This is a genomic window from Nocardia sp. NPDC006630, assembly GCF_040611495.1.
GTDB lineage: Bacteria > Actinomycetota > Actinomycetes > Mycobacteriales > Mycobacteriaceae > Nocardia.
Genome location: NZ_JBEXOK010000009.1, coordinates 357,733 through 383,499, shown reverse-complemented (window position 1 = coordinate 383,499; position 25,767 = coordinate 357,733). Strand labels below are relative to the sequence as shown.

29 protein-coding genes are annotated in these 25,767 nt (G+C 66.9%); 9 read left to right on the top strand and 20 right to left on the bottom strand.

Annotated features, from left to right (window positions below; all coding sequences use genetic code 11):
- Positions 1–22: 22 nt before the first annotated feature.
- A complete protein-coding gene (locus tag ABZX86_RS27955; protein WP_355127626.1) occupies positions 23–946 on the bottom strand; it encodes a LysR family transcriptional regulator in 924 nt (307 codons plus the stop codon).
- 117 nt (positions 947–1,063) lie between these two features.
- Between ABZX86_RS27955 and ABZX86_RS27950 the strand changes: the two genes are divergently transcribed.
- Entirely contained in the window at positions 1,064–1,384 is a 321-nt protein-coding gene (locus ABZX86_RS27950) for a muconolactone Delta-isomerase family protein (protein WP_355127625.1), read from the top strand.
- A gap of 11 nt (positions 1,385–1,395) precedes the next feature.
- The gene (locus ABZX86_RS27945; RefSeq protein WP_355127624.1) at positions 1,396–2,568 is read left to right on the top strand and encodes a YbfB/YjiJ family MFS transporter; all 1,173 of its coding nucleotides are present in this window, start codon (positions 1,396–1,398) and stop codon (positions 2,566–2,568) included.
- A 7-nt stretch (positions 2,569–2,575) separates the two neighbouring features.
- On the opposite strand, the gene ABZX86_RS27940 is transcribed toward ABZX86_RS27945, so the two are convergent.
- On the bottom strand, positions 2,576–2,806 hold the full coding sequence (locus tag ABZX86_RS27940) for a hypothetical protein (RefSeq protein ID WP_355127623.1): 231 nt from the start codon (positions 2,804–2,806) through the stop codon (positions 2,576–2,578).
- Between the two features lie 144 nt (positions 2,807–2,950).
- Between ABZX86_RS27940 and ABZX86_RS27935 the strand changes: the two genes are divergently transcribed.
- Positions 2,951–3,193: a CDGSH iron-sulfur domain-containing protein gene (locus ABZX86_RS27935; protein ID WP_355127622.1), complete on the top strand. Its 243-nt coding sequence runs from the start codon at positions 2,951–2,953 to the stop codon at positions 3,191–3,193.
- A gap of 14 nt (positions 3,194–3,207) precedes the next feature.
- Here ABZX86_RS27935 and ABZX86_RS27930 read toward each other — a convergent pair whose 3' ends face one another.
- On the bottom strand, positions 3,208–4,179 hold the full coding sequence (locus tag ABZX86_RS27930) for an iron-containing redox enzyme family protein (protein WP_355127621.1): 972 nt from the start codon (positions 4,177–4,179) through the stop codon (positions 3,208–3,210).
- A gap of 72 nt (positions 4,180–4,251) precedes the next feature.
- Positions 4,252–5,382 carry a glutamate--cysteine ligase gene (locus ABZX86_RS27925; protein ID WP_355127620.1) on the bottom strand — a complete coding sequence of 377 codons (1,131 nt, stop codon included), beginning with the start codon at positions 5,380–5,382 and terminating at the stop codon, positions 4,252–4,254.
- 287 nt (positions 5,383–5,669) lie between these two features.
- Here ABZX86_RS27925 and ABZX86_RS27920 point away from each other — a divergent pair, with 287 nt between their 5' ends.
- Both ABZX86_RS27920 and ABZX86_RS27915 read left to right on the top strand, forming a co-directional pair.
- Positions 5,670–6,053: a DUF5313 family protein gene (locus tag ABZX86_RS27920; protein WP_355127619.1), complete on the top strand. Its 384-nt coding sequence runs from the start codon at positions 5,670–5,672 to the stop codon at positions 6,051–6,053.
- 277 nt (positions 6,054–6,330) lie between these two features.
- Positions 6,331–6,873: a hypothetical protein gene (locus ABZX86_RS27915; protein ID WP_355127618.1), complete on the top strand. Its 543-nt coding sequence runs from the start codon at positions 6,331–6,333 to the stop codon at positions 6,871–6,873.
- 217 nt (positions 6,874–7,090) lie between these two features.
- Here the strand turns inward: ABZX86_RS27915 and ABZX86_RS27910 are convergent, their stop codons facing one another.
- Together ABZX86_RS27910 and ABZX86_RS27905 are read right to left on the bottom strand one after the other, a co-directional pair.
- Entirely contained in the window at positions 7,091–7,543 is a 453-nt protein-coding gene (locus ABZX86_RS27910) for an SRPBCC family protein (RefSeq protein ID WP_355127617.1), read from the bottom strand.
- Between the two features lie 40 nt (positions 7,544–7,583).
- On the bottom strand, positions 7,584–8,138 hold the full coding sequence (locus tag ABZX86_RS27905) for a lipocalin family protein (protein ID WP_355127706.1): 555 nt from the start codon (positions 8,136–8,138) through the stop codon (positions 7,584–7,586).
- Between the two features lie 204 nt (positions 8,139–8,342).
- Between ABZX86_RS27905 and ABZX86_RS27900 the strand changes: the two genes are divergently transcribed.
- A complete protein-coding gene (locus tag ABZX86_RS27900; protein ID WP_355127616.1) occupies positions 8,343–9,191 on the top strand; it encodes a MerR family transcriptional regulator in 849 nt (282 codons plus the stop codon).
- A 12-nt stretch (positions 9,192–9,203) separates the two neighbouring features.
- On the opposite strand, the gene ABZX86_RS27895 is transcribed toward ABZX86_RS27900, so the two are convergent.
- Positions 9,204–10,574 carry a TIGR01777 family oxidoreductase gene (locus ABZX86_RS27895; protein WP_355127615.1) on the bottom strand — a complete coding sequence of 457 codons (1,371 nt, stop codon included), beginning with the start codon at positions 10,572–10,574 and terminating at the stop codon, positions 9,204–9,206.
- A gap of 156 nt (positions 10,575–10,730) precedes the next feature.
- On the bottom strand, positions 10,731–11,246 hold the full coding sequence (locus ABZX86_RS27890; RefSeq protein WP_355127614.1) for a MarR family winged helix-turn-helix transcriptional regulator: 516 nt from the start codon (positions 11,244–11,246) through the stop codon (positions 10,731–10,733).
- Between the two features lie 97 nt (positions 11,247–11,343).
- Here ABZX86_RS27890 and ABZX86_RS27885 point away from each other — a divergent pair, with 97 nt between their 5' ends.
- A complete protein-coding gene (locus tag ABZX86_RS27885; protein WP_355127613.1) occupies positions 11,344–13,389 on the top strand; it encodes an MMPL family transporter in 2,046 nt (681 codons plus the stop codon).
- An 11-nt stretch (positions 13,390–13,400) separates the two neighbouring features.
- Here ABZX86_RS27885 and ABZX86_RS27880 read toward each other — a convergent pair whose 3' ends face one another.
- From ABZX86_RS27880 to ABZX86_RS27860, 5 genes are all read right to left on the bottom strand, one after another.
- Positions 13,401–14,381, bottom strand: a complete 981-nt coding sequence (locus tag ABZX86_RS27880) for a glycine betaine ABC transporter substrate-binding protein (RefSeq protein ID WP_355127612.1) — start codon at positions 14,379–14,381, stop codon at positions 13,401–13,403.
- The gene (locus ABZX86_RS27875) at positions 14,378–15,166 is read right to left on the bottom strand and encodes an ABC transporter permease subunit (protein WP_355127611.1); all 789 of its coding nucleotides are present in this window, start codon (positions 15,164–15,166) and stop codon (positions 14,378–14,380) included. Before ABZX86_RS27875 ends, ABZX86_RS27880 begins: the two co-directional genes overlap by 4 nt.
- Positions 15,163–16,344, bottom strand: coding sequence for an ATP-binding cassette domain-containing protein (locus ABZX86_RS27870; protein ID WP_355127610.1), 1,182 nt, complete (start codon positions 16,342–16,344; stop codon positions 15,163–15,165). Before ABZX86_RS27870 ends, ABZX86_RS27875 begins: the two co-directional genes overlap by 4 nt.
- Complete coding sequence (locus ABZX86_RS27865; protein WP_355127705.1) at positions 16,337–16,987, bottom strand: ABC transporter permease; 651 nt, start codon at positions 16,985–16,987, stop codon at positions 16,337–16,339. Before ABZX86_RS27865 ends, ABZX86_RS27870 begins: the two co-directional genes overlap by 8 nt.
- 88 nt (positions 16,988–17,075) lie before the next feature.
- A complete protein-coding gene (locus ABZX86_RS27860; protein ID WP_355127609.1) occupies positions 17,076–18,038 on the bottom strand; it encodes an alpha/beta hydrolase in 963 nt (320 codons plus the stop codon).
- A 220-nt stretch (positions 18,039–18,258) separates the two neighbouring features.
- On the opposite strand from ABZX86_RS27860, the gene ABZX86_RS27855 reads away from it, so the two are divergent.
- The gene (locus ABZX86_RS27855; protein ID WP_355127608.1) at positions 18,259–19,086 is read left to right on the top strand and encodes a CoA ester lyase; all 828 of its coding nucleotides are present in this window, start codon (positions 18,259–18,261) and stop codon (positions 19,084–19,086) included.
- Between the two features lie 19 nt (positions 19,087–19,105).
- Here the strand turns inward: ABZX86_RS27855 and ABZX86_RS27850 are convergent, their stop codons facing one another.
- A complete protein-coding gene (locus ABZX86_RS27850; RefSeq protein WP_355127607.1) occupies positions 19,106–19,849 on the bottom strand; it encodes an arylmalonate decarboxylase in 744 nt (247 codons plus the stop codon).
- Between the two features lie 36 nt (positions 19,850–19,885).
- Entirely contained in the window at positions 19,886–20,455 is a 570-nt protein-coding gene (locus ABZX86_RS27845; protein WP_355127606.1) for a TetR/AcrR family transcriptional regulator, read from the bottom strand.
- A gap of 82 nt (positions 20,456–20,537) precedes the next feature.
- Here ABZX86_RS27845 and ABZX86_RS27840 point away from each other — a divergent pair, with 82 nt between their 5' ends.
- Complete coding sequence (locus ABZX86_RS27840) at positions 20,538–21,431, top strand: DUF4437 domain-containing protein (RefSeq protein ID WP_355127605.1); 894 nt, start codon at positions 20,538–20,540, stop codon at positions 21,429–21,431.
- Between the two features lie 73 nt (positions 21,432–21,504).
- Here the strand turns inward: ABZX86_RS27840 and ABZX86_RS27835 are convergent, their stop codons facing one another.
- From ABZX86_RS27835 to ABZX86_RS27815, 5 genes are read right to left on the bottom strand one after another with little or no spacing between them, the layout of a single operon-like run.
- On the bottom strand, positions 21,505–22,248 hold the full coding sequence (locus ABZX86_RS27835) for an arylmalonate decarboxylase (protein WP_355127604.1): 744 nt from the start codon (positions 22,246–22,248) through the stop codon (positions 21,505–21,507).
- Between the two features lie 30 nt (positions 22,249–22,278).
- Entirely contained in the window at positions 22,279–23,049 is a 771-nt protein-coding gene (locus ABZX86_RS27830) for an SDR family oxidoreductase (RefSeq protein WP_355127603.1), read from the bottom strand.
- Positions 23,046–23,957, bottom strand: a complete 912-nt coding sequence (locus ABZX86_RS27825; protein ID WP_355127602.1) for a hypothetical protein — start codon at positions 23,955–23,957, stop codon at positions 23,046–23,048. Before ABZX86_RS27825 ends, ABZX86_RS27830 begins: the two co-directional genes overlap by 4 nt.
- A complete protein-coding gene (locus ABZX86_RS27820; protein ID WP_355127601.1) occupies positions 23,954–24,643 on the bottom strand; it encodes a hypothetical protein in 690 nt (229 codons plus the stop codon). The genes ABZX86_RS27825 and ABZX86_RS27820 overlap by 4 nt, the downstream gene beginning before the upstream one ends.
- Complete coding sequence (locus ABZX86_RS27815; protein ID WP_355127600.1) at positions 24,640–25,761, bottom strand: aromatic ring-hydroxylating dioxygenase subunit alpha; 1,122 nt, start codon at positions 25,759–25,761, stop codon at positions 24,640–24,642. Before ABZX86_RS27815 ends, ABZX86_RS27820 begins: the two co-directional genes overlap by 4 nt.
- Positions 25,762–25,767 lie beyond the last annotated feature (6 nt).

Sequence of the window (25,767 nt, the reverse complement as noted above, 5' to 3'; positions counted from 1 at the left end):
GTGCGGTGATAGGCAGAAGCTCTCAGATCTGAGATCGGCGGTGCGGGTCGTCATCGGGCAGCCAGGCGTCGGGGCGGTGAATGCCGAGATCGCCGACGCTGTCGCAGAGTGCGTCGACCACCGCGAGCACGGTGGCCCGCTTCTCGTTCGCGCGCCGGACAAGTGACCATGTCCAGTACACCGCCGGTGAGACGATCTCGCGGCGGACCAGGTCTGCCGGAATGGGTGCGGCCATATCCTTCGGCGACCGCAGCACGGGCCGGGTGCTGCGGCGGACGTGATCGAAGAACGCCGATCCGGTGATGCCGCCGTCGCCGATCCGCGCGCTCTGCGCGCCGGTATCGCGGGCCAGCTGCTCGGCGTAGACGTTCCAGGAGGACCAGGAGGTGGTGTCGTCGTCGAGCAGCACGAGGGTTTCGGCTGCCGGCACGGCGGTGGTCCGGGTGCCGGACGAGACGGCGTGCAGTCGATCGGCTCCGATCAGTCGAGCGTGTAAACCCAAGTCCGCCAAGTCTTTCGACCGCACCCAGCACACCGCGAGATCGAGGCTGCCGTCCGCGACCCGAGCGGCCTGGGTGTGCGATGGCGCGACCCAGGCATCGAGATGGATCCGCGCAACCGCGGTGGTGCGCGCAGTCAGATCCGGGGGTAGCCAGCTGACGTATCCCAGGCGCACCTTCTCGGCTCCGGACAACCGGCGGGCGTTCAACTGCAGGTCATCGGCGCGAGTCAGCAGGGCGTGCACCTCCGGCAGCAGAGTCGCGCCCGCCGGTGTGAGCGTCACCGATCGGCGGTCGCGATCGAACAGCCGCACGCCCAGATCCCGCTCCAGCGCCTTGATCTGCTGCGACAGCGACGGACCCGCGATCAGCAGCCGTGCGGCGGCCCGGCCGAAGTTCAGCTCCTCGGCGACCGCGACGAAGTACCGCAGCTGGCGTAGTTCCACCTCTCGATGCTACGTCGGTAGGAGGCTGTGCCTAATACAGCGGAGGAAGCCGGTCGTGGTGCGGCTGGGGGCCACAGGCACATGATGAATGCACCCACTCGTGAATGGAGACGCGCCGTGCAAGAGTTCCTGGTCGAGATCACCACTACGGTGCCCGCGGGCACCGAGCCGGCCGAGGCGGATCGCCGGCGTGCCGCCGAGGCCGTACGCGCCCGTGAACTCATCGCCACCGGGCATCTGGTGCGACTGTGGCGGCCGGTCGGCGAGCTGCGCAGCATCGGCATCTGGCGCGCCGCGGACCGGACCGAGCTGGATGAGGAGGTACTCGGAACCCTCCCGCTCCGGGCATGGATGTCGGTGAAAGTCACAGTGCTCGAACCACATCCGAACGATCCCGGCCCGACGGGCGCCGCCGGGTCTCGCCGCATCGACGAGTAACGGGGCAACCCATGACTCAGCAATTGCCGGCTGTCTCCACATCGCGGCCCGTGGTCCGGAAAGCGCCGTGGGGCTTGGTCATTCAGGCCGCCGCCGCATTGGCCGCGGGCATGGGGGTGGGCCGGTTCGTCTACAGCCCGATCCTCCCGCTCATGCACGCCCGGGCCGGATTGTCCGCCGTCGACGGTGCGCACCTGGCCACCGCCAACTACATCGGATACCTCGCCGGCGCACTGCTGGGCATCGCCGCGCCGCGGTGGGGGCGCTCGCCGGTCGCGCTGCGCATCGCGTTCCTCGCCCTCATCGCGAGTCTTGCCGCCATGCCGTGCACCGAGAGCACGCCGATCTGGATGACGCTGCGGCTCATTGCCGGTGTGGCGAGCGCTCTGATCTTCGTCATCACTGTCAACTGTCTGCACAGCCGCCTGGACGGTCACTCCGGCCATATGGCGGGCTGGGCCTTCGGTGGCATCGGCGCGGGCATCGCACTGTCCGGGGCGCTGGTTCTCGCACTGCGCCTGATCGCGGACTGGCGAGCAGCGTGGTTCGGCGCGGCTGTTCTCGCGGCGATCCTCGCGGCAGCCGCCTGGCGGCTGCACCCGGACTCCGCCGCTGCGGTCGAGTCGAACAAGGTTGCGCCCCAGTCGCTTACGGCACCCTCGCGGCGCCTGTTCGCGGCACTGTTCACCTCCTACACGCTGGAGGGCGTCGGATACATCATCGCCGGCACCTTCCTGGTCGCCGCCATCGAGCAGAGTTCCCCGGGCGGTCTCGGCAGCAGCGCCTGGGTTCTCGTCGGCATTGCCGCCGTCCCCTCGGCGGCCCTGTGGACCTGGCTGGTCCGCCGCTATTCCCGCTCGGTCCTGCTGAGGGCCGCGCTGCTGCTGCAATCCCTGGGCATCGCTCTCCCCGCCCTATCCGGCAGTCCCGCAGCCGCATTGGCCGCCGCGGCACTGTTCGGCGGCACCTTCGCGGGCATCAGCGTGCTGGCCCTGGCCGCCGGCGCGACCCTTCGAATGCCCCATGCGGTCGCGGTCTTGACCAGCGGCTATTCGGCCGGCCAGATAGCCGGCCCCCTCCTCTCCGCGCCACTCCTGCACAACGGCTACCGCCCCGCCCTCCTCCTGGCGTCCGCAATAGTCCTCACAGCTGCTTTCGCTGCCCTCCCGCTTCGGAAATCGTGACCGGAGGTCACCCCTCCACGGCGTAGTTGTCGGTGACGCTCTCCACGGATTCGACGAACGGAAGGGCCCCGACCTGATCGATAGCGTTCTCGGCGATACCGATTACCAATGGGTCCGGATATGTGCCGTAGACAACCATTCCACCCAGTGCTCTGAGCTGAACGCGAAAGGCCTCCGCGTCAGTGACAGCGGGGCTCAACGGCGAGAACCGCACTCGATACACACCTTCGTCGACCATGCCGCCTCCTTGTCGATCCGGACTGACTTTGCGGTTGTGGTTTGCCCGTTTTTCCGCTGCGTACACATTGTTCTTCGCATACACATTGCTCCGGTGCGATTGCGGGCGGGATGCCGGGGTATCCGGACGAAGGAGGTGGACCATATGCCGAAGGAATGGGCGAGGCCTGAGGACACGACGTCTTCGGCGGAGCCGCCGCGTACGCGAATCACCCTCAGTCCCGATGGCCCGGCGATGGTCGAAGGGCCGGTGGAATTGGTGCGAGCGGATGGTACGACTGTGTGTTCGGACCGATTCCTGGTCGCTTTGTGTATGTGCCGGCGCAGCAAGAGTTTCCCGCTGTGCGACACCAGCCACCGCAAGCGGGCCAGGCGCACCGCAGAGTAGGGAGCTGCACCGCGTCAGCCCGTGGTGGAGGGGCGTAGTGAGCTGTGCCCCGCGCGCCAGCTATCGAGCGTATGCCGGCTGAAGCGGTCCTCGAGCAGATTGGTGGCCTGAATACCGAGCACAACCGATTCGGTGAGCCCCGGTTCGCGAGCGAGCAGATTGGCGACCACGTCGTGGCGCATCACCTGTTCATGCACCGCGTCCGCTTCGACATGCTCCGCATAGAAAATCAGGCACTCTGGTGCGGCGCCGAGCCTTTCGAGCGCGGCGATCATCCGGCGCGCCCCGGGCGAGGAGGTGATCTCGGCTGCGGCGAGGTGCCCGACCAGTGCGCCACGGTGTTCCCGATGCAGCCCGAACAGCGACATCATGTTCACGATGGCCAGCATCGGAGCCGGGACAGCGTCGAGGTAGTGCAGATACTCGGTGTTCAAACCGGCTGCGGCCATGAGGTTCACATACAGCTGAGCGTGGATGCGGTCACCGCGCCCCCCGCCGAATTCATCGAACTCGACCGCGACCAGGGATGCCTTCTCCTGGCCTCGCAGACGGGGGATCACCCACGCATGCGGGTCGCCTTCCTTGTGATGGTAAATCGAACGGTGCACGAAGAATTCGCGGAGCTGCTCGTGATCTCCTTCGGCGAGGAGATAGTCCGCGATGCCCGAATCATCGGCAGGCGACACCAGCAGGGCCCGGATTTCCTGTTGCACATCGGAGCCACCAGCCACGCTGTCGCGCAGCGCATCCAGGAACGGCTGTTCTATGGCAGCGCGAAAACGCAGCAGATCAGGGTCCCATTCCCAGGCGGAGTCCACGGCGTGAAAACTCTGATAGTGCAACTCGTAGCAGATATGCAGCGCCAATTGCAGGTCATCGCCATAGGGGTCGGCGTTGCCGGGGTGGGGTAGTGGGGTGCGAGTGGGTGGTGCGGTGCGCAACACGTTCACGACTGCCGCGGACAACTCGCCCCGCGGCACGGGCAAGCGCCGAGGCTTGTGAAGGACATCGTTCAGCGTTGACTGCGCCGGGTATGGCTGGACGTTGGTCACCGTTGATCACGCTCCTGCTTCGAGGCTCAGTTCCGCCAGGGCGAATTCGCTTGTCAGCCGAAAGGATTCGACGAGCCCCGGCAGGCCGGACGCCGCAGCGATACGTTGCCGGGTGGCACCGGTGCCGTGCTGGTGCACTGCGGTCAGCAGTCGCGTCGCCTCAGCGGTGTCGCCGACTTCCTCGAGTTCATCGGCGATCCACTCGGTCAGGTTTTTCACCATCTGCACCGCGGGAACTTGCCTTTGCTCGATCGGATCGATCGCGGGTCCGTCGAGACCGTAGCGAGCCGCCGCCCACACCGCGGCCGCGGCCGTCTGATCATCGATAGGGGGTCCTTCGATTCCGGCTTCCAGCTTGCGAATCGCGGTGTGCACCAGACCCCGGGTCAGCAGCGCCTGCAGGACGGCGTCGTCGACGGTGGCGGCGGTGTCCACTGCGCGCACTTCCACGGTGGGATAAGCGTCGGAGGGTCGCGCCATCCAGAACGACATATGGTCGTCGATGAGGACACCGCACTCCATGAGGATTGCTATCCGCTCTCGATATTCGTCTGCTGAACGCGAGAACGGCGGTAGCCCGGCACCGGGAAACCGGGCCTGTTCCGCGATCCGCCAGGAGCTGTAACCGGAATCGCGGCCGTTGTGGAATGGTGAATTGGCGCCGATCGCGACCAGAATCGGCAGCCAGGGCCGCAGGTGATTCACCACGGCGACGGCTTGCTCCGCGCTGTCGACGCCGACATGCACATGAGCCCCGCACGCGGTGTAGGACCGCGTCATTTCCCCGTACCGCTGGTGAATCCGTTCATATCGACTGTGCGTGGTGACGTCTTCGGGAGCGCCGCAGGCCGGTGCTGTTCCGACCGGCAGCACGGCCAGGTCGCACTGATCGGCCGCGGCCGCGAGTCGTTGCCGGGCGGTGCTCAGATCAGAGCGCAGCCCTTTCATGCCGGTATGGACGCCCGATACCGATTCGATCTGAACTTTCTGCAGTTCCGGTTTGAACCTCTCGGATTCGCCGGGATCGAGATCGGCAAGCAGCCGACCCAGAACCAGATCCGCCTCCGGTGTCGGAACTCCGGTGGCGTCGACAAGGAGAAACTCCTCCTCGAATCCCACTGTGCGCCCATGGTTCATCGGTTCCGCCTTCTGCCGAGGTGCCTGATTTCGGCTCGGACATGTTTCTTCTTCGCTACCGAACCGCGGTGTCGGAGTGACCGGCGCGCCGATTCGCGAATAGCCCGTATCGGCAAGATCAAACAGGTCCGCGCCGAAACCACTGCGGCCGACGGTCTCGTCCGCTGAGGACCGCCGCCCATAGATTCGGGCTATGACTGCATAGGAGGTGAGGGGCTACCGGGTGGACGGCGCCGGGGGCACGCTCGAATGGAACCCGCCGATGCAGCGGACGAGAGGAGTCGATCATGACCTGTCAGCGCCGTCGCCCCACCTTCCCGGAATGGCTGGGGTACACCGTCGGTCGCCCCATGCCGGAAGATCTGCGCGGCTGGGTACTGCATGACCTGACCGGAAAGCACGCGTACACAAGGCATCTCGTGCGCGGCATGGTTCCGTTCCTGCCGATCTTCGCCGTCTTCCTGCTGCTGTTCCCCGGGCCGCTGTGGCTGCGCGGCGCCATGACACTGCTGGCGCTGATCCTGGCCCTGTTCTACTGCGCGGCCTATATGGCCCCGAATCGCGCCTACCGGCTGACCCAGCACGGTCTGCCCGCCGATCTGGACGCGCCGGGAGTCCTGCACGCCACCAACCTGGAGCGGGTTCGCTACGCCCACAACCATCCGCACTGACGACACACAATCCTTCCGCCCGAGACGCGCCGTGACGTCGAATTCATTCGGTCGCATATCTTCTCGCCTGGATGTTCGATTGTTTCGTCTCGGTATCGAATCCGGATTGGCGGACGTTCGCGAGGTAGCGTCGAATCCGCACTTCACACAGTGTTATTCGTGGAATCGGAGGCGCGGATATGCGTGGTGGCGGTCGTGTAATTGTTCCGAGGCTCGTCAGTGAAATTCTGGAATTCTGTGATCGTTACCGCGTCGCATCGATCGTGAGGAATCTTCGGTGACCGCGCTGATCGATCTCTCGATAGTCGCCGAACCCCGGGTTCGGACTGTCGAGTGCCGCACGGTCGAAGTGCTCACTTGCATCGATGACATCGACCGTTTGCGGGCGGTGGTGGCGCCTGTAGTCGAGCGTTGCCATCGGAGGTGGTGCGGGCGAAATGATATTGATGCCTTCCCGCCGATCGGCCGCTGGCAGCATATCGAGCGCCCACCGACGCCGACCGGCTGCCGCACCCCGAGGGAGCACATCCGCATTGCCGCGCTCGGCCGCCGCCAGCACCTGGACCCGGTCCACGCACTCGAAGCCGCGCTCATGATGACCTCGGGCTGCCCGGCCTTCGTCATCGCCGGCGACCCGGGCCAGGATGCTCGCCTGCCCCGCAGTTCCTCCGGGGCCCGCACGCTGGTGATCACGCTCTTCGCGCTCGATGGTGATGATCTCTCGCTGGCCGAGGGCCTGCTCACCGCGGTCCTGGAACTGTGCGATGCGACGCTGCTGCGCCGCAACCTGCGCCACGATCAACTGGCCCTCACCGACTGAAGTTCCACCCCGGCAGCAAGGCGGCGGCAATCGTCGCCGGTAGCTCGCGTCGGCGGCGATCAGCAGTAATGCCGTCGCCCCCGATGCGATACCGCCGGAAATGGAATCTTACCTAGGGTCATATGTATTGACCCTCAGCGTGATTCACAAAATTAGTGAGTATGCGCTCGATGCGGAAGATGTGATCCTCGCGCGTCGCCCAGTTGAATTCGGCAGGCTATTCGACAAAGGCTTTGATACGTTCGAGCGTCTCGCGCATGCCGTCGGTATTGGTCTTGCCCCGGGTGAGACCTGCCACCGCCCAATACAGCCGCAGCACCGGTGTGCGGTGCAGTCGGAACGATTCGGTGACGTCGGTACCGCCCTCGACCGGTTCGAACACGTAGCGCCAGGTATTGATCTCCATACCGCCGGGGCCCAGCACGGTGAAGGCGAATTCCCGGCCGGGTTCGCAGGCGATGATGCGGCAGACAGTCCAATACTTCAGGCCCCACCCGTTGCGGTTGACATGCCCGCGGAATTTCACCCCGACAGCGGGCGCCGTCGCACCACCGACCCATTCTGCGGCGAAGGTTTCCGGACTGAACTTCCCTGTGTTCGTGATGTCGCTGACGAGCCGCCAAATCTCTTCGGCGGGAGCGGCCATCCGAACTGTCACACTGCCCTGCATGCCCGTACGCTAACAGGCCGCCGAGTCTGCTGCCGCGTGGTCATACTCCGCACAGCGGCGTGATGTCCGGCCGGCCGCCGGTCGTCGGCGAGGTCAGGTAGAGGCACGGATTCTCGTCGGCGCGCACGATGGCGGCGCGCACCTGTTCCCACTGCGATGGCTCCAGGCCCGGGGTTCGTGACAGGACGAAGCCGGATATCCGTCCGGGATCGGTGACCAGGGCCCACGAGTAGTCCTCGCCCAATGCGGTGACGATGTAATTGACCGGCCCGTCGAGCTGGTCCTGTGTCGGCACGCCGGGGAAGCTCACATGCAGCTGCGCTCCTGTCGCGGCATCGGCGACGCGGGCGGTGCCCTGTATCTCGTTGCGAGCCCCGGTCCACGTGGTGCACGTATTGTGTACGGACACATCGCCATTGGCGTCCTGCGCGTAGTCGGCGCGGGTATCGCGAGCGCAGATCAGATTGAAGTACTGCGGTATCGCGGCCAACTGATTCCAGGCACCGAGATAGCGGGTCAGCTCCAGGCTGGGCACCGGTTCGGGCGCGGGAGCGGCATGGGCGGAAGCCGGTGCGGCCAGCGCGGCGAGGCTCAGAGCGCAGGCGATCGGCCGAAGTCGGCGAGCGAGTTTCACGAGTCTTCTCCTCCATTGGCGCAGTCGGATCGATACTACATAAATCGATGCATAATCGATTCAGAACCAGGCGCATCGAGCATCGACTCTCGCGCTCCCCGGCGGATCCGGCTGCCCGCGAGGCCGTAGTACGGGATCTCGCCGCGAGAAAGGCAGAATAGGACGATGACCGCACGTTCCGTTTCTCCGGCCGAGAGCGGGCTCAGTTATCCCGTGCGGATTGTCGCCGAGCGCCTGGGCATCCCGACCGCGACGCTCCGGACCTGGAATCAGCGCTACGGCATCGGGCCGGCCGCCCATCAGCCGGGCCGGCATCGCCTCTACACCGAGGCGGATATCGCTCTGCTCGAACGCATGCGCGCACTGATCGATGCGGGGGCGAGCCCGTCCGGCGCCGCCGAGCTGGTGCGCGCGGGCAGCGCGCGGCGCGGCGACACCGCGCCCCTCCTGCGGGCGGCATTCGCTTTCGACACGGCGGCGGTGTCGCGGCTGCTCACCGCGCATCTGCGTGATTTCGGTGTGACCGGCACCTGGGACCTGCTGTGCAGGCCCGCCTTCGCGGACATTGTGGCGCGGCAGGGCGAGGGCGAGGGCTGCATCGATGTCGAGCATCTGCTGTCGTGGTGCGTGATGTCGGTACTGCATCGCACCAATCCGCCTCCGGCGAGCGGGGTTCCGGTGCGGGTGCTACTGGCCTGCACCCGCGGGGAGGCGCATTCCCTGCCGCTCGAGGCATTGCGCGCGGCCCTGGCCGAGCGCGGCGTGGGCGCGCACATGCTGGGCGCGGATGTGCCGACCGACGCGCTGTCCGGCACGCTCGGGCGGCTCGAGCCCGGGGTGGCGGTCATGCTCTGGTCGCAGCAGGAGTCCACGGCGCTGACCTCCGCGGTGCGGGCCGGGATATCGGCGGGCGCGCAGGTCCATGTCGGCGGTCCGGGGTGGGCGGCGGTCATCCTGCCGGAGCAGGCGATCCGGGTCGCGGACCTGTGGGATGCCGTCGAGCGGCTGAGCTGATTTCCCGGCGCGTCAGGTGCCCACCTGCGCGGACTCGGTGGCGTCCGCCGTGCGGCCCAGCAGATGACGCAGTGCCGCTTCGAGTTCCGGGGTGCGGAATCGATGGCCCGCGGCGTGCAGTCGAGCCGGAACGACCCGCTGGCTCGCCGCGGCGAGTTCCCGGGCGCCCTGTCCGCCCAGTAAAAGCGCCGGTCCGAAGCCCGGTACCGGCAGGATCGCGGGGCGGTGCAGTACACCGGCGAGCACCCGCGTGTATTCGCTGTTGCGCACCGGTTCGGGCGCGACCGCGTTCACGGCGCCCGACAGCGAGTCGTCCCACAGCGCACGGTGATACACGTCGATGAGATCGTCGATGCCGATCCACGACAGCCACTGCCGGCCGTTGCCGATCCGGCCGCCGAGGCCGAGTGTGAACAGCGGCCGCAGCAGGCGCAGTGTGCCGCCGGCCGGTGACTGGACGATCCCGGTCCGCACCCGCACCACGCGGCATCGCGCGGTCTCGGCGGCCTCCTCCCAGTCGGCGACCACATCGGCGAGGAACCCGTCGCCGCGTGCGCTGTCCTCGGTCAGCGACTCGTCGCCGCGGTCGTAGCCGTAATAGCCGATCGCCGATGCGCTGACGAAGGTGGAAACGCCTGCGCGGGTGGCGAGTTCGGCCAATGCGCGGGTGGGTGCGATACGGGAGTCGGCGATATCGCGCTTGTGCCGCTCGGTGAAGCGGCCCGCGATGGACGCGCCGGCCAGATGGATGACCGCATCCACGTTCGCGAGCAGATCCGGCGCCGGTGCGGCGGGATCCCAGCGGCGTTCGCCGGGGTTCCGGGGAGCGTGCCGGACGAGCCGGATGACCGTGTGGCCGCCGGTGCTGAGAAATGCGGTCAGCGCGGTCCCCACCACGCCGCCGGCGCCGGTGACGGCAATGGTCGAGCGCGGGAATCCGTGCTCGGCCGCGATTCGATGGGCAGCCAGATCATCGGCCAGCTGCTGATAGCGGTAGTCGAAGGTGGGGCGTAGCAGCCCCGCGGGCACCGGTGTCTCGACGCGGTCGAGGACGCGGGTGTGCGTATCGTCGACCGCCTCGAACTCGTGCGTGTGCCGCCACCGGACCGCCACTCCGGCCGGCATGGAGGCAAGGCCGTCCACCCCGATCTCATCGGCGAACCGATGCGGTGGGTCATAGGCGTTCGGGTCGTGGCGGGCGACCCACCGCAACCCGCCCGGCAGTGCCAGGACGGCCTGGCCGTCGGCCAGCGACGCGGACTCCCGGATCAGCGACAGCGGCTGCCACGGTGGCGACAGCCGGGTGAATGCTCCCGGCCGGGCGAACCAGTCGAAAACCTCGGTCAGCGGTGCGGCGACAGTGCTCGAACACTCGATGCCCATGTCTCGACTGTAGCCAGACCGCCGGCAGATGCAACGTTTATGAATCGTTTCACTATGCGAATCGAAGGCGGAGCGGACAGAATGAACCTATGGTTACTGCGCAGACGCGGCAGTCATTGCCGCCGAATGAGTTCCGCTCAGGTCGCGTCTGCTGGGTCAACTCTGATCGGTCACCGTGTCGTGGTGTTCGTGCAACGCCAGGATCACCGCCGTGAGCACCCGATGCGCGGCCAGCAAATCCTCGGCGGGGAATTCGCTCATGGCGGCGCGGACGCGCTGTCCGACCGGGATGAAGAACTCCTCGGCGGCCTCGCGGCCCCGGATGTCGTGATACAGGATGACGCGTCGCCGGTCACCGCTGTCGGAGCCGCGACGGAGGTGGCCGGAGGCGATCATCCTTTCCACCAGGTAGGTGACCGCCGCCGGCGATATGCCCATCAGCTTGCCGAGCTGGCCGGGGGTCAGCGGCCGTCCCGCGAACTCCGCTGTCGCGATGTGCAGCAGGGCGCGGAAATCATTGGGGCGCAGTTCGTTCGAGCGTGCGAACACGTGACCGAGCTGTTCGGATATGGCGGTCAGTGCGCGGATGTCGGCGCCGATCCCGGCTTCCAGCGCCGCTCGCTCCGGTGTTGAGCCGGTATGCGCGGCTGCCGTCAGGTCGCTCTCGGTCACCGTCGAAGCCTATCGCCACGAGGTATCTCTCTTGTCCGATAGTTAAGAATCTGAAATAGTTCACCGGGTGGGTGCATGGGATCGATATGCGGCGCTGATGACTTCCCGCCGGTCGTGGGCGCTGCTGGTGGCGCTCGCCGCTCTGGGCGCGGCGCTGATCGGCGGAGTCGGGAACAACAATGCGTCGGGCGATTCGCCCGAGTCATTGCCGCACAGCGCGCAGTCCGCTCGCGTGGAGCGTGCCCTGGCCGAATTCCCCGATACCGGCGTTGCGTCGGCTATCGCGGTCGTGACCCGAGTCGATGCCGGACCATTGACCGAAGCCGACCGGTCGGCCGCTGCCGCCGCCGTGGCCCGCGCGGTAGCCGCCGGTGCCGGTGGGGCCGGCGCCGCCGGCGGGCTGCGCCCGGCTCCGGACGGTGGGGCGGTGATCGGGCAGATTCCGGTTCCCTCCGACCTGAGCGGGCGTGCACTGACCGACCGCATCGACCGGATCAGGGCGGCGGCCCATGCGGGGCTCCCCGCGGACCTGACGCTGCAGATCACCGGCGGACCGGCATTCGCCGCCGATATCGCCGACTCGTTCTCCGGGGCCGATGTCACTCTGCTGGCAGTCACCGCGCTGGTCGTCGCGGTGCTGCTGATCATCACCTATCGGTCGCCGGTGCTGTGGCTGGTGCCGCTGTTGCTCATCGGCGCGGCAGATCAGGTGGCGAGCAGCGTGGGAATCGGTCTGGCGCGGTTGACCGGCTTGACCCTGGACGGCTCCACCTCGGGCATCACCAGCGTGCTGGTGTTCGGTGCGGGCACCAACTACGCGCTACTGCTGATTTCCCGTTATCGCGATGAGCTGCACCGCAATCCGGATCATCGGGCGGCATTGCGCCGGGCGGTGCGCCGCGCCGGGCCCGCCATTCTGGCGAGCAATCTCACCGTGGTCATGGCCTTGCTCGTGCTGTTGCTGGCCACGGTGCCCAGCACGCGGAGTCTCGGCGTGTTCGGCGCGGCCGGCCTGCTGACGGCGCTGATTTTCGTGCTCCTGGGATTGCCCGCCGCGCTCGCCCTGTGCGGGCGGAATATCTTCTGGCCCTTCGTTCCGCGCCCGGATCAGGGGGATGTGGCCGAGGAGGGGGTGTGGCACGCGGTGGCGACACGGGTGGTCGCGTCACCCGTGGTGGTCGCCGCCACCGCGGCAACGGTGCTCGCGATCTTCGCCTGCGGGCTCTTCACGGTCGATATCGGGCTGTCGCAGACCCAGCAATTCCGGGTGCGCGCCGAATCCGTCACCGGATTCGACACGCTGGCAGCGCATTTCCCCTCCGGGTCCGCCGATCCCACGGTGGTGCTGGCACAGTCTTCGGCGGCACCGGCGGTGACCTCGGCATTGACCGGCACCGCGGGTGTGGTTCAGGCGACGCCGACGGGCACGTCGCCGACGGGCCTGGCGAGATGGTCGGTGGTACTGGACGCCCCACCGGCGTCGGACCACGCGTTCACGATCGTCGAATCGCTGCGCTCCCGATTGGCCGCGGTGCCCGGCGCCGACGCGGTGGTCGGTGGCGGAGACGCGAAAGCGTTCGATGCGCGCTCGGCCGCTGGACATGACCGCTGGGTGATCATGCCGCTCATCCTGGTGGTGGTGCTCGTCGTGCTGCTCGGCTTGCTGCGCGCTGTTCCCGCCGCGCTGCTGCTGGTCACGGTCACGGTCATGAGCGCGGTCGCCGCGCTGGGACTGGGTAGTTGGATCAGCGTGCACGCCTTCGGTTTTCCCGCCGTGGATACGAACGTTCCGTTGTTCGCCTTCCTGTTCTTGGTCGCTCTCGGTGTGGACTACACGATCTTCCTGACCAGCCGGGCGCGGGAGGAGACGCCCGCGCACGGCACCGAACAGGGAATGGTGCGGGCGGTGTCGTCCACCGGCGCTGTCATCACCAGCGCCGGCGTGGTGCTCGCCGCCGTGTTCTGCGTCCTGGGTGTGCTCCCGCTGATCACTCTCACGCAGATCGGCATCGTGGTGGGTGTGGGGATCCTGTTGGATACCTTCGTGGTCCGCACAGTGATCATTCCGGCACTGTTCGCCATTATCGGTTCCCGGGTCTGGTGGCCGAGTCGCCTGGCGCGGACGCACACAGATCGTGAATAGCGGTGTGCGGGTCAGCGGGAGGTGACAAACCCCTGCGCGACCATCCAATCGCGTGCGACGTCGGCGGGCTCACGACCTTTGACGTCGACCTCACTGTTCAACGCGGTGATCGATTCATTGGTCAGCCGCGCCGAAATCGGCGCCATGATGGCCGCGATCTGCGGGTGGGCGTCGGCGAAGGATTTGCGCATCACCAGTGCCGCATTGTATTTCGGGAAGAACCCGAGATCGTCCTGCAACAGCACCAGCCCGAGCGCGGGAATGCGGCCGTCCGTCGCGGCGACCGACCCGAACTTGCACTGCGTGGCATCAGCGGTGGCCTGGTAGACCACCGCGTCCTGCACGATCTGCTTGTGCACCTTGCCGGCGTCGATCCCGTACTTGTGCGCCATCCCCGGGAAACCGTCCTGGCGCACATTGAATTCAGTGCCGACACAGGTTGTGGCCGCGCCGGGATCGGTGGCGATGAGCCGGGCATAGTCGGAGAGGGTCACCACCCCGGTCTCCTTGGCGGTGCGGGCGCTGGTGACCATCGCATAGGTATTGTTCATCGGCGCCATATCCGCCCAGACGATGCCGTGTGCGGCCAGATCGGCATCGCGGACGGCGTTGAACTGCCCGGCCTCGTCCGGAATCGGGGTCTCGTTGCCGAGATAGTTGATCCAGCCGGTGCCGGTGTATTCGTAGGAGATATCGATCTGCCCGTTCAACTGCGCATCGCGAACGCTGTTGGAGCCCTGGATATTTGTCAGATCGCGGACATTCGCTCCGGCAGCGGCCATCGCGAACTCGATGAGATAGCCGAGGATGTTCTGCTCGGTGAAGTCCTTGGAGCCCACGGTGATCGACACACCTTTCAGTTCCGGCACCGGGTGAATGCTGCCGGGCCCCACCTGCAGTGGCACCGCGCTTCCGGATTCCAGGCCGCACCCCGCGAGCACGAATATGGCCACGAACCCCAGCGCCGCCGCACGCAACGCGCGCGTCCTCACTTCAACCCCCGGGGACCGAGGAACTGTTCCGCCAGTGCACCGAGCCAGTCGACGAGCAGTGCCAGCGCGACCGCGAGTACCGCGCCGACCACCAGGGTCACGTTGTCCCGCAACTTGTATCCGGTGTCGATCAGGATGCCGAGACCGCCCGCGCTCACCAGGAACGACAGTGTCGCGGTGCCGACGGCGAGCACCAGGGACGTGCGCAGTCCGGCCAGGATGTACGGCACCGCGAGCGGAAATTCGATGCGGCGCAAGACCGTCAGCGTCGACATGCCCTGGCCGCGCCCGGCATCGATGAGCGTGGCATCCACCTGCTGGTAGCCCAGAATCGTATTGCGCAGCACCGGAAGCAGTGAGCAGAAGGCGATGGGCAGTACGCCGATCCAGAAGCCGGTGGTGCGGGTGGCGAGGTAGAACAGCACGATCAGGCCGATGGCGGGAGCGGCCGCGCCGATATTGGCGATGCCGATGAAAAGCGGTGCCAGACGGCGATATCCGGGCCGGGTGAGCAGGGTGCCGAGCGGTACCGCCACCGCGATCACGATCACCACGACGGTCGCCGAGATCAATACGTGCTGCCAGGTCACATGGGCGATATTGGAGACGCTGATACTCGCCTGCTGGGTGACGGTGAGAGTGCGCCGGAACGCCCACACCAGGACACCGGCGGTGAGGACCAGCACGATTACCGGTTGGATGAGCAGCCGCAGCCGTTCGGCCCGGCGAACTGTCGCCGGCGCGCTCGTGGCCGGTGCGGCGGTGGTGGTGATCGCGGCCGTCACTGTTCGGCGCTCGTATGTGTTGCGCGCAGGGCCGACAGATGTCCGACGAGCGTATCGATGGTGATCAGTCCCGCGTATTCGCCGCGACGGCCGGTGACCACCGCCGTGGCCGTCTGCTCGGCGAGCAGGGCCGCCAGCGCCTCCTGCAGTGTCGACTGCAGCGCGAGCGGTTCGCCGATCGGCAATCCGATACCCCGCAGCGAATCCGCATGCGCCAGTTGCTCGTTCGACACCCAGCGCAGGGGCCGCTGCTGCGCGTCGCAGATCAGCGCCCACGGCCATTCGCGTCCGGCCAGCGTGGTCCGGAGCGTCTCGACGGTATCGGTCTCGGTGACGGTCGGGCAGTCCCCGAGTTCGACATCGCGGACTCGCGTGAGCGTGAGCTGTTTGAGCGAGGCGTCCCCGCCGACAAATCCGGCAACCGTCTCATCGGCGGGATCGGCGAGGATCGCCGCCGGGGTGTCGTACTGCAGAATGCGGGAGTGGTTGCCCAGCACCGCGATTCGATCGCCGAGCTTGACCGCCTCATTGAAATCGTGGGTGACGAAGACGATTGTTTTACCCAGATCGGACTGCAGCCTGAGCAATTCGTCCTGCAGCAGCCCACGGGTGATCGGATCCACCGCGCCGAACGGCTCGTCCATCAGCAGCACCGGCGGATCGGCCGCCAGCGCGCGAGCCACCCCGACCCGCTGCTGCTGACCGCCCGAGAGCTGCCGCGGATACCGGTTGCGATAGGTGCCGGGATCGAGGCCGACCAGCTCGAGCATCTCATCGGTGCGCGCGGCGACCTTCTTGCGATCCCACCCGATCAGACCCGGCACTGTCGCGATGTTTTTCGCGACGGTGAGATGGGGGAACAGCCCGGCCTGCTGAATCGAATAGCCGATGCCGCGGCGCAAATGGTCCGCATTCACCGAGGTGACATCGCGTCCGCCGATGGTGATGGTGCCCGATGTCGGCTCGATGAGCCGGTTGATCATGCGCATGGTGGTGGTCTTGCCGCAGCCGGACGGCCCGACCAGCACGACGATCTCACCCGCGGGGATGGTCATCGACACCGAGTCGACGGCCGGATCGTCCTGTCCCGGATAGCGTTTGGTGACCTCGGTCAGCACGATCTCGACACCGGACACCGCCGATGCCGTGCCGTCGCCGCGGATTTCGGTGTCAGTCACGAATTCCCCTCGAAGTGGTGAACCGTCCGATGAGCACGAAGACCGCGTCGAGCAGCAGCGCCAGCACGACGATCAGAATCGTCCCGGCCAGCGCCTGCGGCAGCGCGTTCGGACTGCCGAGCCGGGCCAGGCCGGAGAAGATGAGATTGCCGAGCCCCGGCCCCTTGGCATACGCCGCAATGGCGAGGATGCCCATGATCATCTGGGCGCTGACCCGCATGCCGGTCAGGATCGACGGCCAGGCCAGCGGCATTTCTATGCGCGCGAGCACCCGCAGCCGGTTCATGCCGACACCGCGCGCGGCATCGACGATCGCCGGATCGACCGAGGCCAGCCCGACAATGGTGTTGCGCAGGATCGGTAGCAGGGCATAGAGCACCAGCGCGGTGACGGTCGGCCCGACGCCCAGCCCGAGCCACGGAATCAGCAGCCCGAGCAGTGCGAAGGAGGGCACCGTGAGGATCGCGCTGGCCAGTGCGGTCGCCGCCGCCGAGCCGATCGGACTGCGATAGACCAGCACTCCGATCAGTACGGCGATCACCGTCGCGATCAGCAGTGACTGCACCACTGCCGAAACATGCAGGTACGAATCGGTGACGAGCTGCGCCCGCCGGTGCACCACGAATGTCCAGAGTGTGTCCAGGGCCCTACCTCCCCGTTGCCCGTTATACCCGGACCCTAACCCGATCCCGCGTCCCTGGGGACGGAAATCGGCCCGCTCGGTGCCTCGATCATGATCCGCCGAGTATTTGCGCGCCGGGCGCGGCGGGGATGCCTCCGGGATCGGCCGGATCGCCGGGGTAGTAGGCGGCGGTATGTGTGCCGTCGATGAAGTCATCGGTCCAGCCGGACGTGAGTCGTTGCAGCACCGTGACATTCGCCGCCTGCGGTACGCCGCACAGGAGTTCGCCGATACCGTCGGAACTGGCGCCCTCCGCATCGGTGTGCTCGCCCGCGGGGATGCGCACGCCGATGAAGGGCCGGTGCAGCAGGGCTTCCATGGCTGCGGTGCCGCCGCCGAAGTTATTGCACAGCGAGGGCGGGGCCGACACTGTGAGCATGGGCAGGCCGGTCGCATCCAGATCGGTGAGCGCGGTTTCGGTGTTGTTGCCCAGGAAGGACTTCACCGGGTCCAGCAGCACCAGGCCACGCAGCTTCGACCAGGTCGCCGGGGCGGTGGTGTGCAGACGATGCGCCACGTATTCGACTGCCTCGGCCCCCGCGGAGTGGCCGATGAACACCAGCTGTCCGGGCATGGCCGGGACCGGCCGTCCGGAACCGGCCGCAGCGGTTTCGAGGCTGCGGGCCAGGGGTCCGGCCGGATCGTCCGCGGTGGCGAACAAATCGGCCACCTGATTCAGGAACGGGGTGTTGTCGCCGAGGTTCTGCAGCGTGCAGCCGGACAGATTCAGGAACGGCAGACTGGGCGCGAACGCGAGATATCCGGCGTCCGCCAGGGTTTCGGCGAGGGCCGCGACATTGTCGTTGTCACGCGCGAAACCGTGCTGCACCCAGACCAGGCCACGCGGTTGTCCCGTGGGCAGGTACCAGGCGGCGCTCTGATGCAGAGTGCTCGCAGCGCAGGCTATCTCGACCGATCCGGGTAGTCCTGGCGGTTCGGCGGTGCCTACTCCGGTGACGGCGGCGGTGCACACCGCGGCGAGGATGGTCAGGGTCGAACCTCGAAGGCTCATCGCGACTCCAGTGGCGAGCACGCCGGTTTCCCTTGACGGAATGGCGTTTCTGATATTCGGACGATCATTGGCGGGCATACGAAGGGTGTCAATAGCCTGGCTGGGTAGACGATAAAAGCTGGACAGCGCCGCATGATTGCGGATATGTTTCGATCAGCGAAACGGTGTTTCGGAATATGAACAGGCGTCGTGTGCCGCGCCCGCTGTGAGGAGTCGCCCGGTGAGATCCGCGCTCTACGTTCCCGGTAATCGTCCGGAATTGTTCGACAAGGCGCTCTGTGGCCCGGCCGACGTGGTGCTGCTGGACCTCGAGGACGCGGTTCCGCTGGGGGACAAGGACTCCGCGCGAGCGGAGGTGACAGCTTGGCTGCGCACTGTCACCGCCGCCCATCCCCGCATCTGGGTCCGGGTGAACTCCGGTGCCGCCGCCGAGCGGGATCTGCGCGCCGTCGCATTGCCCGCCGTCGCGGCGATCTGCCTGGCGAAAGCCGAATCAGCGGAACAGGTTCGGGCTGCCGATAGCATCCTGAGCGCACACGAAGCGGTGCCCGGCCGTATTCGGATCTGCCCGCTGCTGGAGAGCGCCGCTGCCATCCTGGCGGCCGCCGAGATCGCCGCCGCGCCCCGAGTATCCCGATTGCAGCTGGGGGAGGCCGACCTGTGCGCCGATACCGGAATCGACCCCGGCGATCGTGACGGGCTGCTCGCCGTGCGTACCCAGGTGGTTCTGGTCAGCGCGGCCGCCGGCATCGATCCACCGGTCGGACCGGCCGAGACCGACTTCCGCGATCTGGACGCGCTGCGTGAATCCACGAAGGTGCTGGCGCGCATGGGCTTTCGTGGCCGCTCGTGCATTCACCCGGCCCAGGTGCCGATCGTCAACGAGGTGTTCACCCCCACCGCGGCCGAACTCGCCCGCGCCCGAGATCTGGTGGACCGCTTCGAAGCCGCGAATGGCGGCATTGTGTTCGATCCCGAGGGGCGCATGGTGGACCTGGCCGTGATCCGGCGGGCCCGTAGGCAATTGGCGGACGCGCCTGCCGGGTGAGCGCTCATGTTCCCTGACTTCAGTGCTCGCGCAGCAGCCGGCCCGCGCCTTCGACCCGGTCGTCCAGCCCGTGTTCGCGCAGCGCGTGCCACAGTGTCGCGGCGTTGATCGCGATGACCGGCTTGCCCAGTTCGTGTTCGAGTTCGTCGGCGAGTCCGACGAACGAGAGGTTCGTGCCCACCTGGACGATGGCCTCGATATCCGGTCCGTCGAGCGCCGCGACCACCTGCCGCAGCCGGTCGGATTGCACCCGTGCGATATCCATGGCCGTCGGGCAGCGCAGCCCGGTGATGGCGGCGACGTCGAAGCCCGCCTCGGTGAAGAAGGCGCCGACCTCCCTGTCGGCAATGGGCTGGTACGGGGAGAACACGGCGATGCGCTGACATCCGAGCGTATGCAGCGCTGCCCGGCAGGAACTCGCGCCGGTGGTCACCGGCAGGCCGGTGCGGTCGCGCAAGCGCTGTTCGAAGGCCGCATTGCCGTCGACACCGCCCCAGAACGTCTCCGCGGACATGCCCATGACCATGCGATCCGGCTCGGCGGTGAGCACATCGCGGACCGCGGTGTCGATGGAGGCGCGGATCTGTCCCAGGAGCGCCTGGAAGTCCGCGTCGTTGCCCATGACCGGATCCGGGATGTACATCGATCCCGCGCGATAGCTGATGCCGGGCAGCCCGGCCTTCCAATAATCGTGCTCGACAACGGTATTGGTGCTGGGCACGATCACCCCGAAAACGGCTCGGGTTCCCACGGCATTGGTCATCGTTTTCCTCGGTGGTGCGCGGTATCGGGAAGATGTTCAGGCGGTGCGGGTTGCTGTGCGGGACAACGCGTCCGCCACCGCGCGATGGGCGCGATCGCGGTCGGCGGCGCGATCGAGGAGCAGGGCATCCACGAGCAGCGGGGCCACGATGGTCATGGCGGTCTCCTCGACGAGCGCGGCATCCTCGATACCGGCCGCCCGGGCCGCGGCGCGGAAGGGTGCGAGTAGGTCCAGGACGTAGCGCTGGCGGAGCTCGGCGCATTCCGGATCGGTGGCGGAGGCGGTCACCAGCGCGCGCAGGAAGGCGGCAACGGGCTTGTCGCGCAATCGATCACACAGCAGATCCACCTCGGTGTGCAGATCGGCCGCCGGGTCGCCGGTGGTCTGGGGTGACGGGTGCGGGGCCACCGCGATCAGAGCGGCGAGGAAGTCCTTGGGTGCGGGCCAGTGCCGGTAGATGGTTGTGCGGGCGACCCCCGTAATGCTGTGCAGCCGTTGCGGAGTCAGCGCGCCCGCGCCCTCGGTGAGGACGAGCTGCAGGGCTGCGGTGAGCACGATCGCTGTGGTGTCGGCGGCGGGTCCGGCCGGTCGTCCGGGTCTGGTCACGGTAATAAACGATACATCTTGTTTTGCTTATTCGTAAGCGCTACATTCTGTATCGGAAACACTGCTTCCCTCAGGAGGACCCATGCGTCCGCATGTCGAACTCATCGACGAAAAAGATCTGATCTGGCATCTCGCCGAACTCGAGCACGGCGCCGGTAGCGCGCAGCAGCGCAATCTCAGCTATGACGAGGAGGATGGCTCGGCCTCCCTCAAGGTCCGGTTCACCAGCGATTGGACCCGGCCCGCGGGCGTGCACCGCGCCGAGACGGAATGGTTCGTACTGTCCGGGCGCGTCACCATCGGTGCTACCGAACTCGGCCCGGAGGGCTACTGGGCGGCTCCGCCCGGAGTGTGGACGCCGGAGCTCTCGGTGGCGGCGGGAACCGAGATCCTGCTGTTCCGCGAATTCGGCGACTGGCACTTCGATATCGCCGGCGCCGACCGCGAATTCGTCCGTCCCGACCAGAAACTCGTCGTTCTGGATTCGGCCGCGATGCCGTGGATCGACGTCAAGGACGGCAGCCCGATGCGGTTCGATCTGGGCGGCACACCCGTGCCCGGGCTCTACATCAAACTGCTGCACCGCGATGAGAAGACCGGGTTCTACACCCGCTTGATCAAGGCCAAACCGGGCTGGCGGGAGGTGCCGCTGGCGCATCATCCGTGCAGTGAGGAGGCGTACTGCCTGGACGGTGGTTTCGAGTACAACTTCGGAACCATGTGGCCCGGTACATATTTCTGGCGCCCGGCCTTCATTCGCCACGGTGATTTCACCGCGGACGCGGAGCGGGGCTGCACGTGGCTGCTGCGCTCGGACGCCGACCTGGTCGACTGGTACACCGACAATGCTCAGGTCGTCATGACCGGTGACGCCACGAATTGGGGCCCGGATTTTCCGCAGAGCATCGCGCCGCGGTTCATCTCACCGGTTCGCTCCGCCTCCATCGGCGCGTGGGCTGATCCCACTCATCAGTGACACACCGTTTTCGGGCCCATCCGAGGTGATCGGATGGGCCCGAAGAAGTTCGCCCGGAGTAGAGCATCCGGGGTCAATGGTCGCGCAGCAGCGACCCGGCGCCCTCGATTCGGTCCGTGATTCCATTGTCCCGCAGTGCCATCCACCACGTGGCGGCATTGATGGCCAGTACCGGCTTGCCCAGCCAGCGTTCGGCCTCATCGGCCAGCCCGACCATGGACAGATTGGTCCCGCACTGCACGAGCGCATCGACGCCGTCGCTGTCGGCCTCCAGCAGCGCCTCGCGGAGCCGATTCTCGGGGACGTGCGCAATGGATACCGCTGTGGGGCAGCGCAATCCGATAATGGTCTGCACCTCGTACCCGAGTTCACCGAAGAACCGCACCACATTCTCGTCGCCGACCGGCTGATACGGGGTGACCACGCCGATCCGCTGTGCCCCGTACAGCTCCAGGGCCCGGCGGCACGCCTCGGCCCCGGTCGCTACCTCGAGCCCCGTCACCTCGTGGATCTGCGCGACGAATCGCCTATTGCCCTCCACCCCGCCCCAGAAGGTTTCGGCCGACATGCCCATCACCATGTAGTCGGGCTCGCAGGTCAGCACCCGCTCGCAGGCGGCGACCAGCTCGGCGCGGATCTGGTCGAGCAGCCGTCCCATACCGGCGTCGTCGCTCATATTCTGATCGCGAATGTGAATGCGGCCGAAGTGTGCGGTCACTCCGGGCACGCCCATGCGCGCGAAGTCCGGCTCCACAACGGTATTGGTGGACGGGGCCAGTACCCCGAATTTGGTGCGCCAGCCGAGCACATCGGGCATCGGATCATCTCCTGGTAGTGCGGAGTCGTATCAGTCGGCGAACAGGTCGCGTGTGTGGAAGGGGGCGGCGGCGAAGCGGCGCAGTACCTTCCCGGTGGTCAGCCACTGCACGTGTGCGCCATTGCGGGTGCGGGTGACGGCGCGCTCGGCCAGCCAGGGGGCCACGGTCTCGACGCGGTCGGCGAGAATGTTGAACACCTTGCGCGCCTTCGCCAATTCGGCGGGGTCGCGGTATCCGTCGACGAGCAGGTCGGTGACCACCATGCCGGGGCTGAGCAGTCCGACGGTCACCTGATCGGGGGATTCCTCGGCGAGCGCCTCGGTCAGATAGGTGACGGCGCGCTTACTCGCGCCGTACACCCCGAGTCCGGGTACCGACCGGCCGTCACTGCCCAGACCCTCCATATTCCAGATATGCCCCCGGCCGCGCGCGGCCATGGCCGGTACCGCGACGGCGCAGCCATTGAGCACGCCGAGGAGATTGGTGTTCAGCACTTTTCGCGCCTCGTCGGCCGTCAGCTCCCACATCGGTGTGCGCGGGTGCGAGACGCCCGCATTGTTGATCCAGATATCCACACCCTCGAAACGCTCGGCCGCCGCATCCCAGAACCCCTGCACCTGTGCGCGATCGGTGACGTCGGCGGCGTGAACCAGTGCGCTCTCCGGCAATTCGGCGCGCACCTTGCCGATCCGTTCGGGGTCGGTACCGCATACCGCGACGCGATGACCGCCGGCCAGCAGCGCCTGCGCCATGCCGAATCCGATGCCGCGGGTGCCGCCGGTGATCGCCACGGTCTTCATTCGCGCTCCAGGACGCCGTGCAGGACGGCGGACAGGCTGTTGTGCTGGAAGAGCTGATACACCACCGCGAGCGTGCCGCCCGCACCCATTCCGGGCTCGGCGTCGATCATGAACTCCCGCCCGACGAGGCGGCGTCCGTCGTTCCGGTGCAGGCGCACGAAGTTCGCGCGCCCGTAGGCCAGCCCATTGCCCCAGATGTCGGGGCCCTCGTGGAAGGAGCGAATACCGTCGCGGCGCACCGTGAATCGCGAATCGGATTCGATCGGTCCCGAGAGGATCAGGTGATGCTCGGCGGCCAGCAGGCTGAGCGGATCGACCGCGAGCGTCATGCGCACCTTGCCGAGGGCCTGCTGCTCGGCGCTCCACAGCTCCAGATCGCCCGAATACCGGCTCTCGTCCTTGGTGGGCACCGTGAACGGCACTGCTCCACAGCGGGTTTCGGTATCGATGCGGCCAGGCACCAGTTCGGGGTCGCGGGTGTAGACGCCATTGAACACGCCCACCACCGCCGGGCCCTGGTACAGCACCGAGGAGTACACCTGGGTGTCGTCGATGGTCTGGTTCCAGGTGTTGAGCGATACCTGCCAGCCCGGGCCGTAATAGCCGGCATCGACGAATCCGCCGTAGGGCTGGCCCGCACCGTAGAAATCGGGCCCGGTGTAGATCCGGTCGCCGTCGGAGTCGATCACCCCGAATTCGAAGGGGGCGCCGAGCGCGAAACGCCCGGCCAGCTTGCCACCGCCGGTGAGCCCGCCGTCCATGAAGTAGGTGGTCTCACCGTCGGCGAAGACCGACGAGCGGCGGATATCCTCGAACCCGAGCCAGACGCCCTCCGCGTCGAAAAGTGAAGGCCGGCCCACCCATTCGCCGGTAATACGCTGCTGCCAGCTGCTCGGTGCCGCGGTCATGACTCGAGCTCCCGGCGCACCCGTTCGGATTGTTCGGCCCCCAGCAGCCGGGTGACCTGCGCCCATACCGGATCCACCTGTGGGCTGAAGAGATTGGCGCGATTGGCCAGGTCCCGGGCCGGGAGATCGGCATCCACGGCGGGAACTCCCTTGTCCACCAGTGTGAGCCAGTGCCGCAGATACGCGTCGACGCTTGCACCCAGCGCGCCGAACGCGGTTTCGGTTGCCCGGCAGACCACCATCCACGGCGACATGAGCGCTCGCTGCCGCGGCCCGATCGCCGCGGGCGAGACGCCGTCGATCTCCCAGGCCGTCTCGAGCACCGGCGTCAGCGGTAGAAAGGCGGCGTCGAGATACTCCAGATTCACCGCCAGATCCACGCGTGGAATGAGATCCAGATGCATGGCGTAGTAATCGCCGCCGTACACCGAGTCCAGCGTGAAATGCGGTACCGCGGAATCGGTCCCGGTGAACGCGAAGATCATATGGCTGTCCAGCCCGATCGGCGGCACCACCAGATCGACGGTGACGGCCTTGTCGATCGCATCGCCGTGCAGCACGCGCAGCCGTCCGACCGGCTCCGGCGATAGGGCACCGGTCAGCGCGATGTCCTCGGCGACGGTCAATCCGAGTGCGGTGGAGAGTGTTTCGAGGGTGCGCTCACTGAGCGCGGCCGGCAGGCTCATAACGGTGTTCCTCCATTGCGCGCCTTGTGCACCCAGGCGCTGGCGAGTTCGGGATTGTCGCGGCGGCCCGGTGAGGCGATGACGGTGGCGGTGCGTCTCGGGGCGTCACCGGTGATGAGGTCGTCGCCCTCCACCCACCAGCCCTGTTTGATGAGCTCCGCGCGCCGCCGCCGATAGGCGACCTGCAGTGCGTCGCTGCGCACATGCAACTCGTCCGAGAGGTCGAAGGGCAGCAGCTCCGGGCGCTGGGATTCCACCACCGGGCGATCCTGCAGCAGGATTTTCTCGATGCGCTTGCGGGCGTTGGCATCGGCCCACGAACCGGTGAAGAAATTGCGGAAGCCGAGGATCTTGACCAGCGTCCGGTCCTGGGACAGCGGAATATTGAAGTCGTAGAGGATCAAATCGCCGATCGGCAGCCGCACATGCAATTTCACGATGTTCGGCAGATACCAGGCATTGGTGACGGTGACGTATTCCGGTTGCGGCTTGCGTTTGGCGAGCAGGCCCCACAGCCCCTTGGGCGGCGGCGGGCTGAGCTGGAAATCGGCCTCGGCCGACCAATCCGTCTGATTCACCCGGAAATCCGGGATCTCGGGCTTATCGGGGTTGCCGAAGGCGGTGCCGTGCACGAACGGGGTGTGCGAGGCGTCGGCGACATTCTCGAAGGTGCGCTCGTAGTTGGCGTCGATCACCATATCGACCTCGACCGCGCGGAATGACGGATCGTCCCACTGCGGTATTTCCGGAATGGGCGGGCGCTCCGGCTCCGGCAGATCGCCGAGGAATGCCCACACCATGCCATGGCGCTCGAGGGCGGGGTAGCTGTCCACCCGGGCTTTGCGCGGGATGGTGCGTTCGGGCGCATTGGCCGGAATGCGTACGCAGACGCCCTCGGCGTTGTACTGCCAGCCGTGGTAGGGGCAGGTAATACAGTCACCGGTGACCTTGCCCATGGACAGCGCGCCGCCGCGGTGCACGCACAGATCCGACAGGCAGGTGACGGCTCCGGATTCGGTGCGGTAGAGCACAAAATCCTGTCCGAGGCAGGTCACCCTGCGTGGTTCGCGACCGACTCGATCAGCGAATTCGACGGCGTACCAGAAGTTCTTGAGCACTCGATC

What these genes read in the sequence shown, in the direction of transcription:
- ABZX86_RS27945 (WP_355127624.1), top strand. Translation starts at nt 1,396, where the DNA reads ATGACTCAGCAATTGCCGGCTGTCTCCACATCGCGGCCCGTGGTCCGG.
- ABZX86_RS27940 (WP_355127623.1), bottom strand. Translation starts at nt 2,806, where the DNA reads ATGGTCGACGAAGGTGTGTATCGAGTGCGGTTCTCGCCGTTGAGCCCC.
- ABZX86_RS27935 (WP_355127622.1), top strand. Translation starts at nt 2,951, where the DNA reads ATGCCGAAGGAATGGGCGAGGCCTGAGGACACGACGTCTTCGGCGGAG.
- ABZX86_RS27925 (WP_355127620.1), bottom strand. Translation starts at nt 5,382, where the DNA reads ATGAACCATGGGCGCACAGTGGGATTCGAGGAGGAGTTTCTCCTTGTC.
- ABZX86_RS27920 (WP_355127619.1), top strand. Translation starts at nt 5,670, where the DNA reads ATGACCTGTCAGCGCCGTCGCCCCACCTTCCCGGAATGGCTGGGGTAC.
- ABZX86_RS27910 (WP_355127617.1), bottom strand. Translation starts at nt 7,543, where the DNA reads ATGCAGGGCAGTGTGACAGTTCGGATGGCCGCTCCCGCCGAAGAGATT.
- ABZX86_RS27900 (WP_355127616.1), top strand. Translation starts at nt 8,343, where the DNA reads ATGACCGCACGTTCCGTTTCTCCGGCCGAGAGCGGGCTCAGTTATCCC.
- ABZX86_RS27895 (WP_355127615.1), bottom strand. Translation starts at nt 10,574, where the DNA reads ATGGGCATCGAGTGTTCGAGCACTGTCGCCGCACCGCTGACCGAGGTT.
- ABZX86_RS27885 (WP_355127613.1), top strand. Translation starts at nt 11,344, where the DNA reads ATGACTTCCCGCCGGTCGTGGGCGCTGCTGGTGGCGCTCGCCGCTCTG.
- ABZX86_RS27860 (WP_355127609.1), bottom strand. Translation starts at nt 18,038, where the DNA reads ATGAGCCTTCGAGGTTCGACCCTGACCATCCTCGCCGCGGTGTGCACC.
- ABZX86_RS27850 (WP_355127607.1), bottom strand. Translation starts at nt 19,849, where the DNA reads ATGACCAATGCCGTGGGAACCCGAGCCGTTTTCGGGGTGATCGTGCCC.
- ABZX86_RS27840 (WP_355127605.1), top strand. Translation starts at nt 20,538, where the DNA reads ATGCGTCCGCATGTCGAACTCATCGACGAAAAAGATCTGATCTGGCAT.
- ABZX86_RS27835 (WP_355127604.1), bottom strand. Translation starts at nt 22,248, where the DNA reads ATGCCCGATGTGCTCGGCTGGCGCACCAAATTCGGGGTACTGGCCCCG.
- ABZX86_RS27830 (WP_355127603.1), bottom strand. Translation starts at nt 23,049, where the DNA reads ATGAAGACCGTGGCGATCACCGGCGGCACCCGCGGCATCGGATTCGGC.
- ABZX86_RS27825 (WP_355127602.1), bottom strand. Translation starts at nt 23,957, where the DNA reads ATGACCGCGGCACCGAGCAGCTGGCAGCAGCGTATTACCGGCGAATGG.
- ABZX86_RS27820 (WP_355127601.1), bottom strand. Translation starts at nt 24,643, where the DNA reads ATGAGCCTGCCGGCCGCGCTCAGTGAGCGCACCCTCGAAACACTCTCC.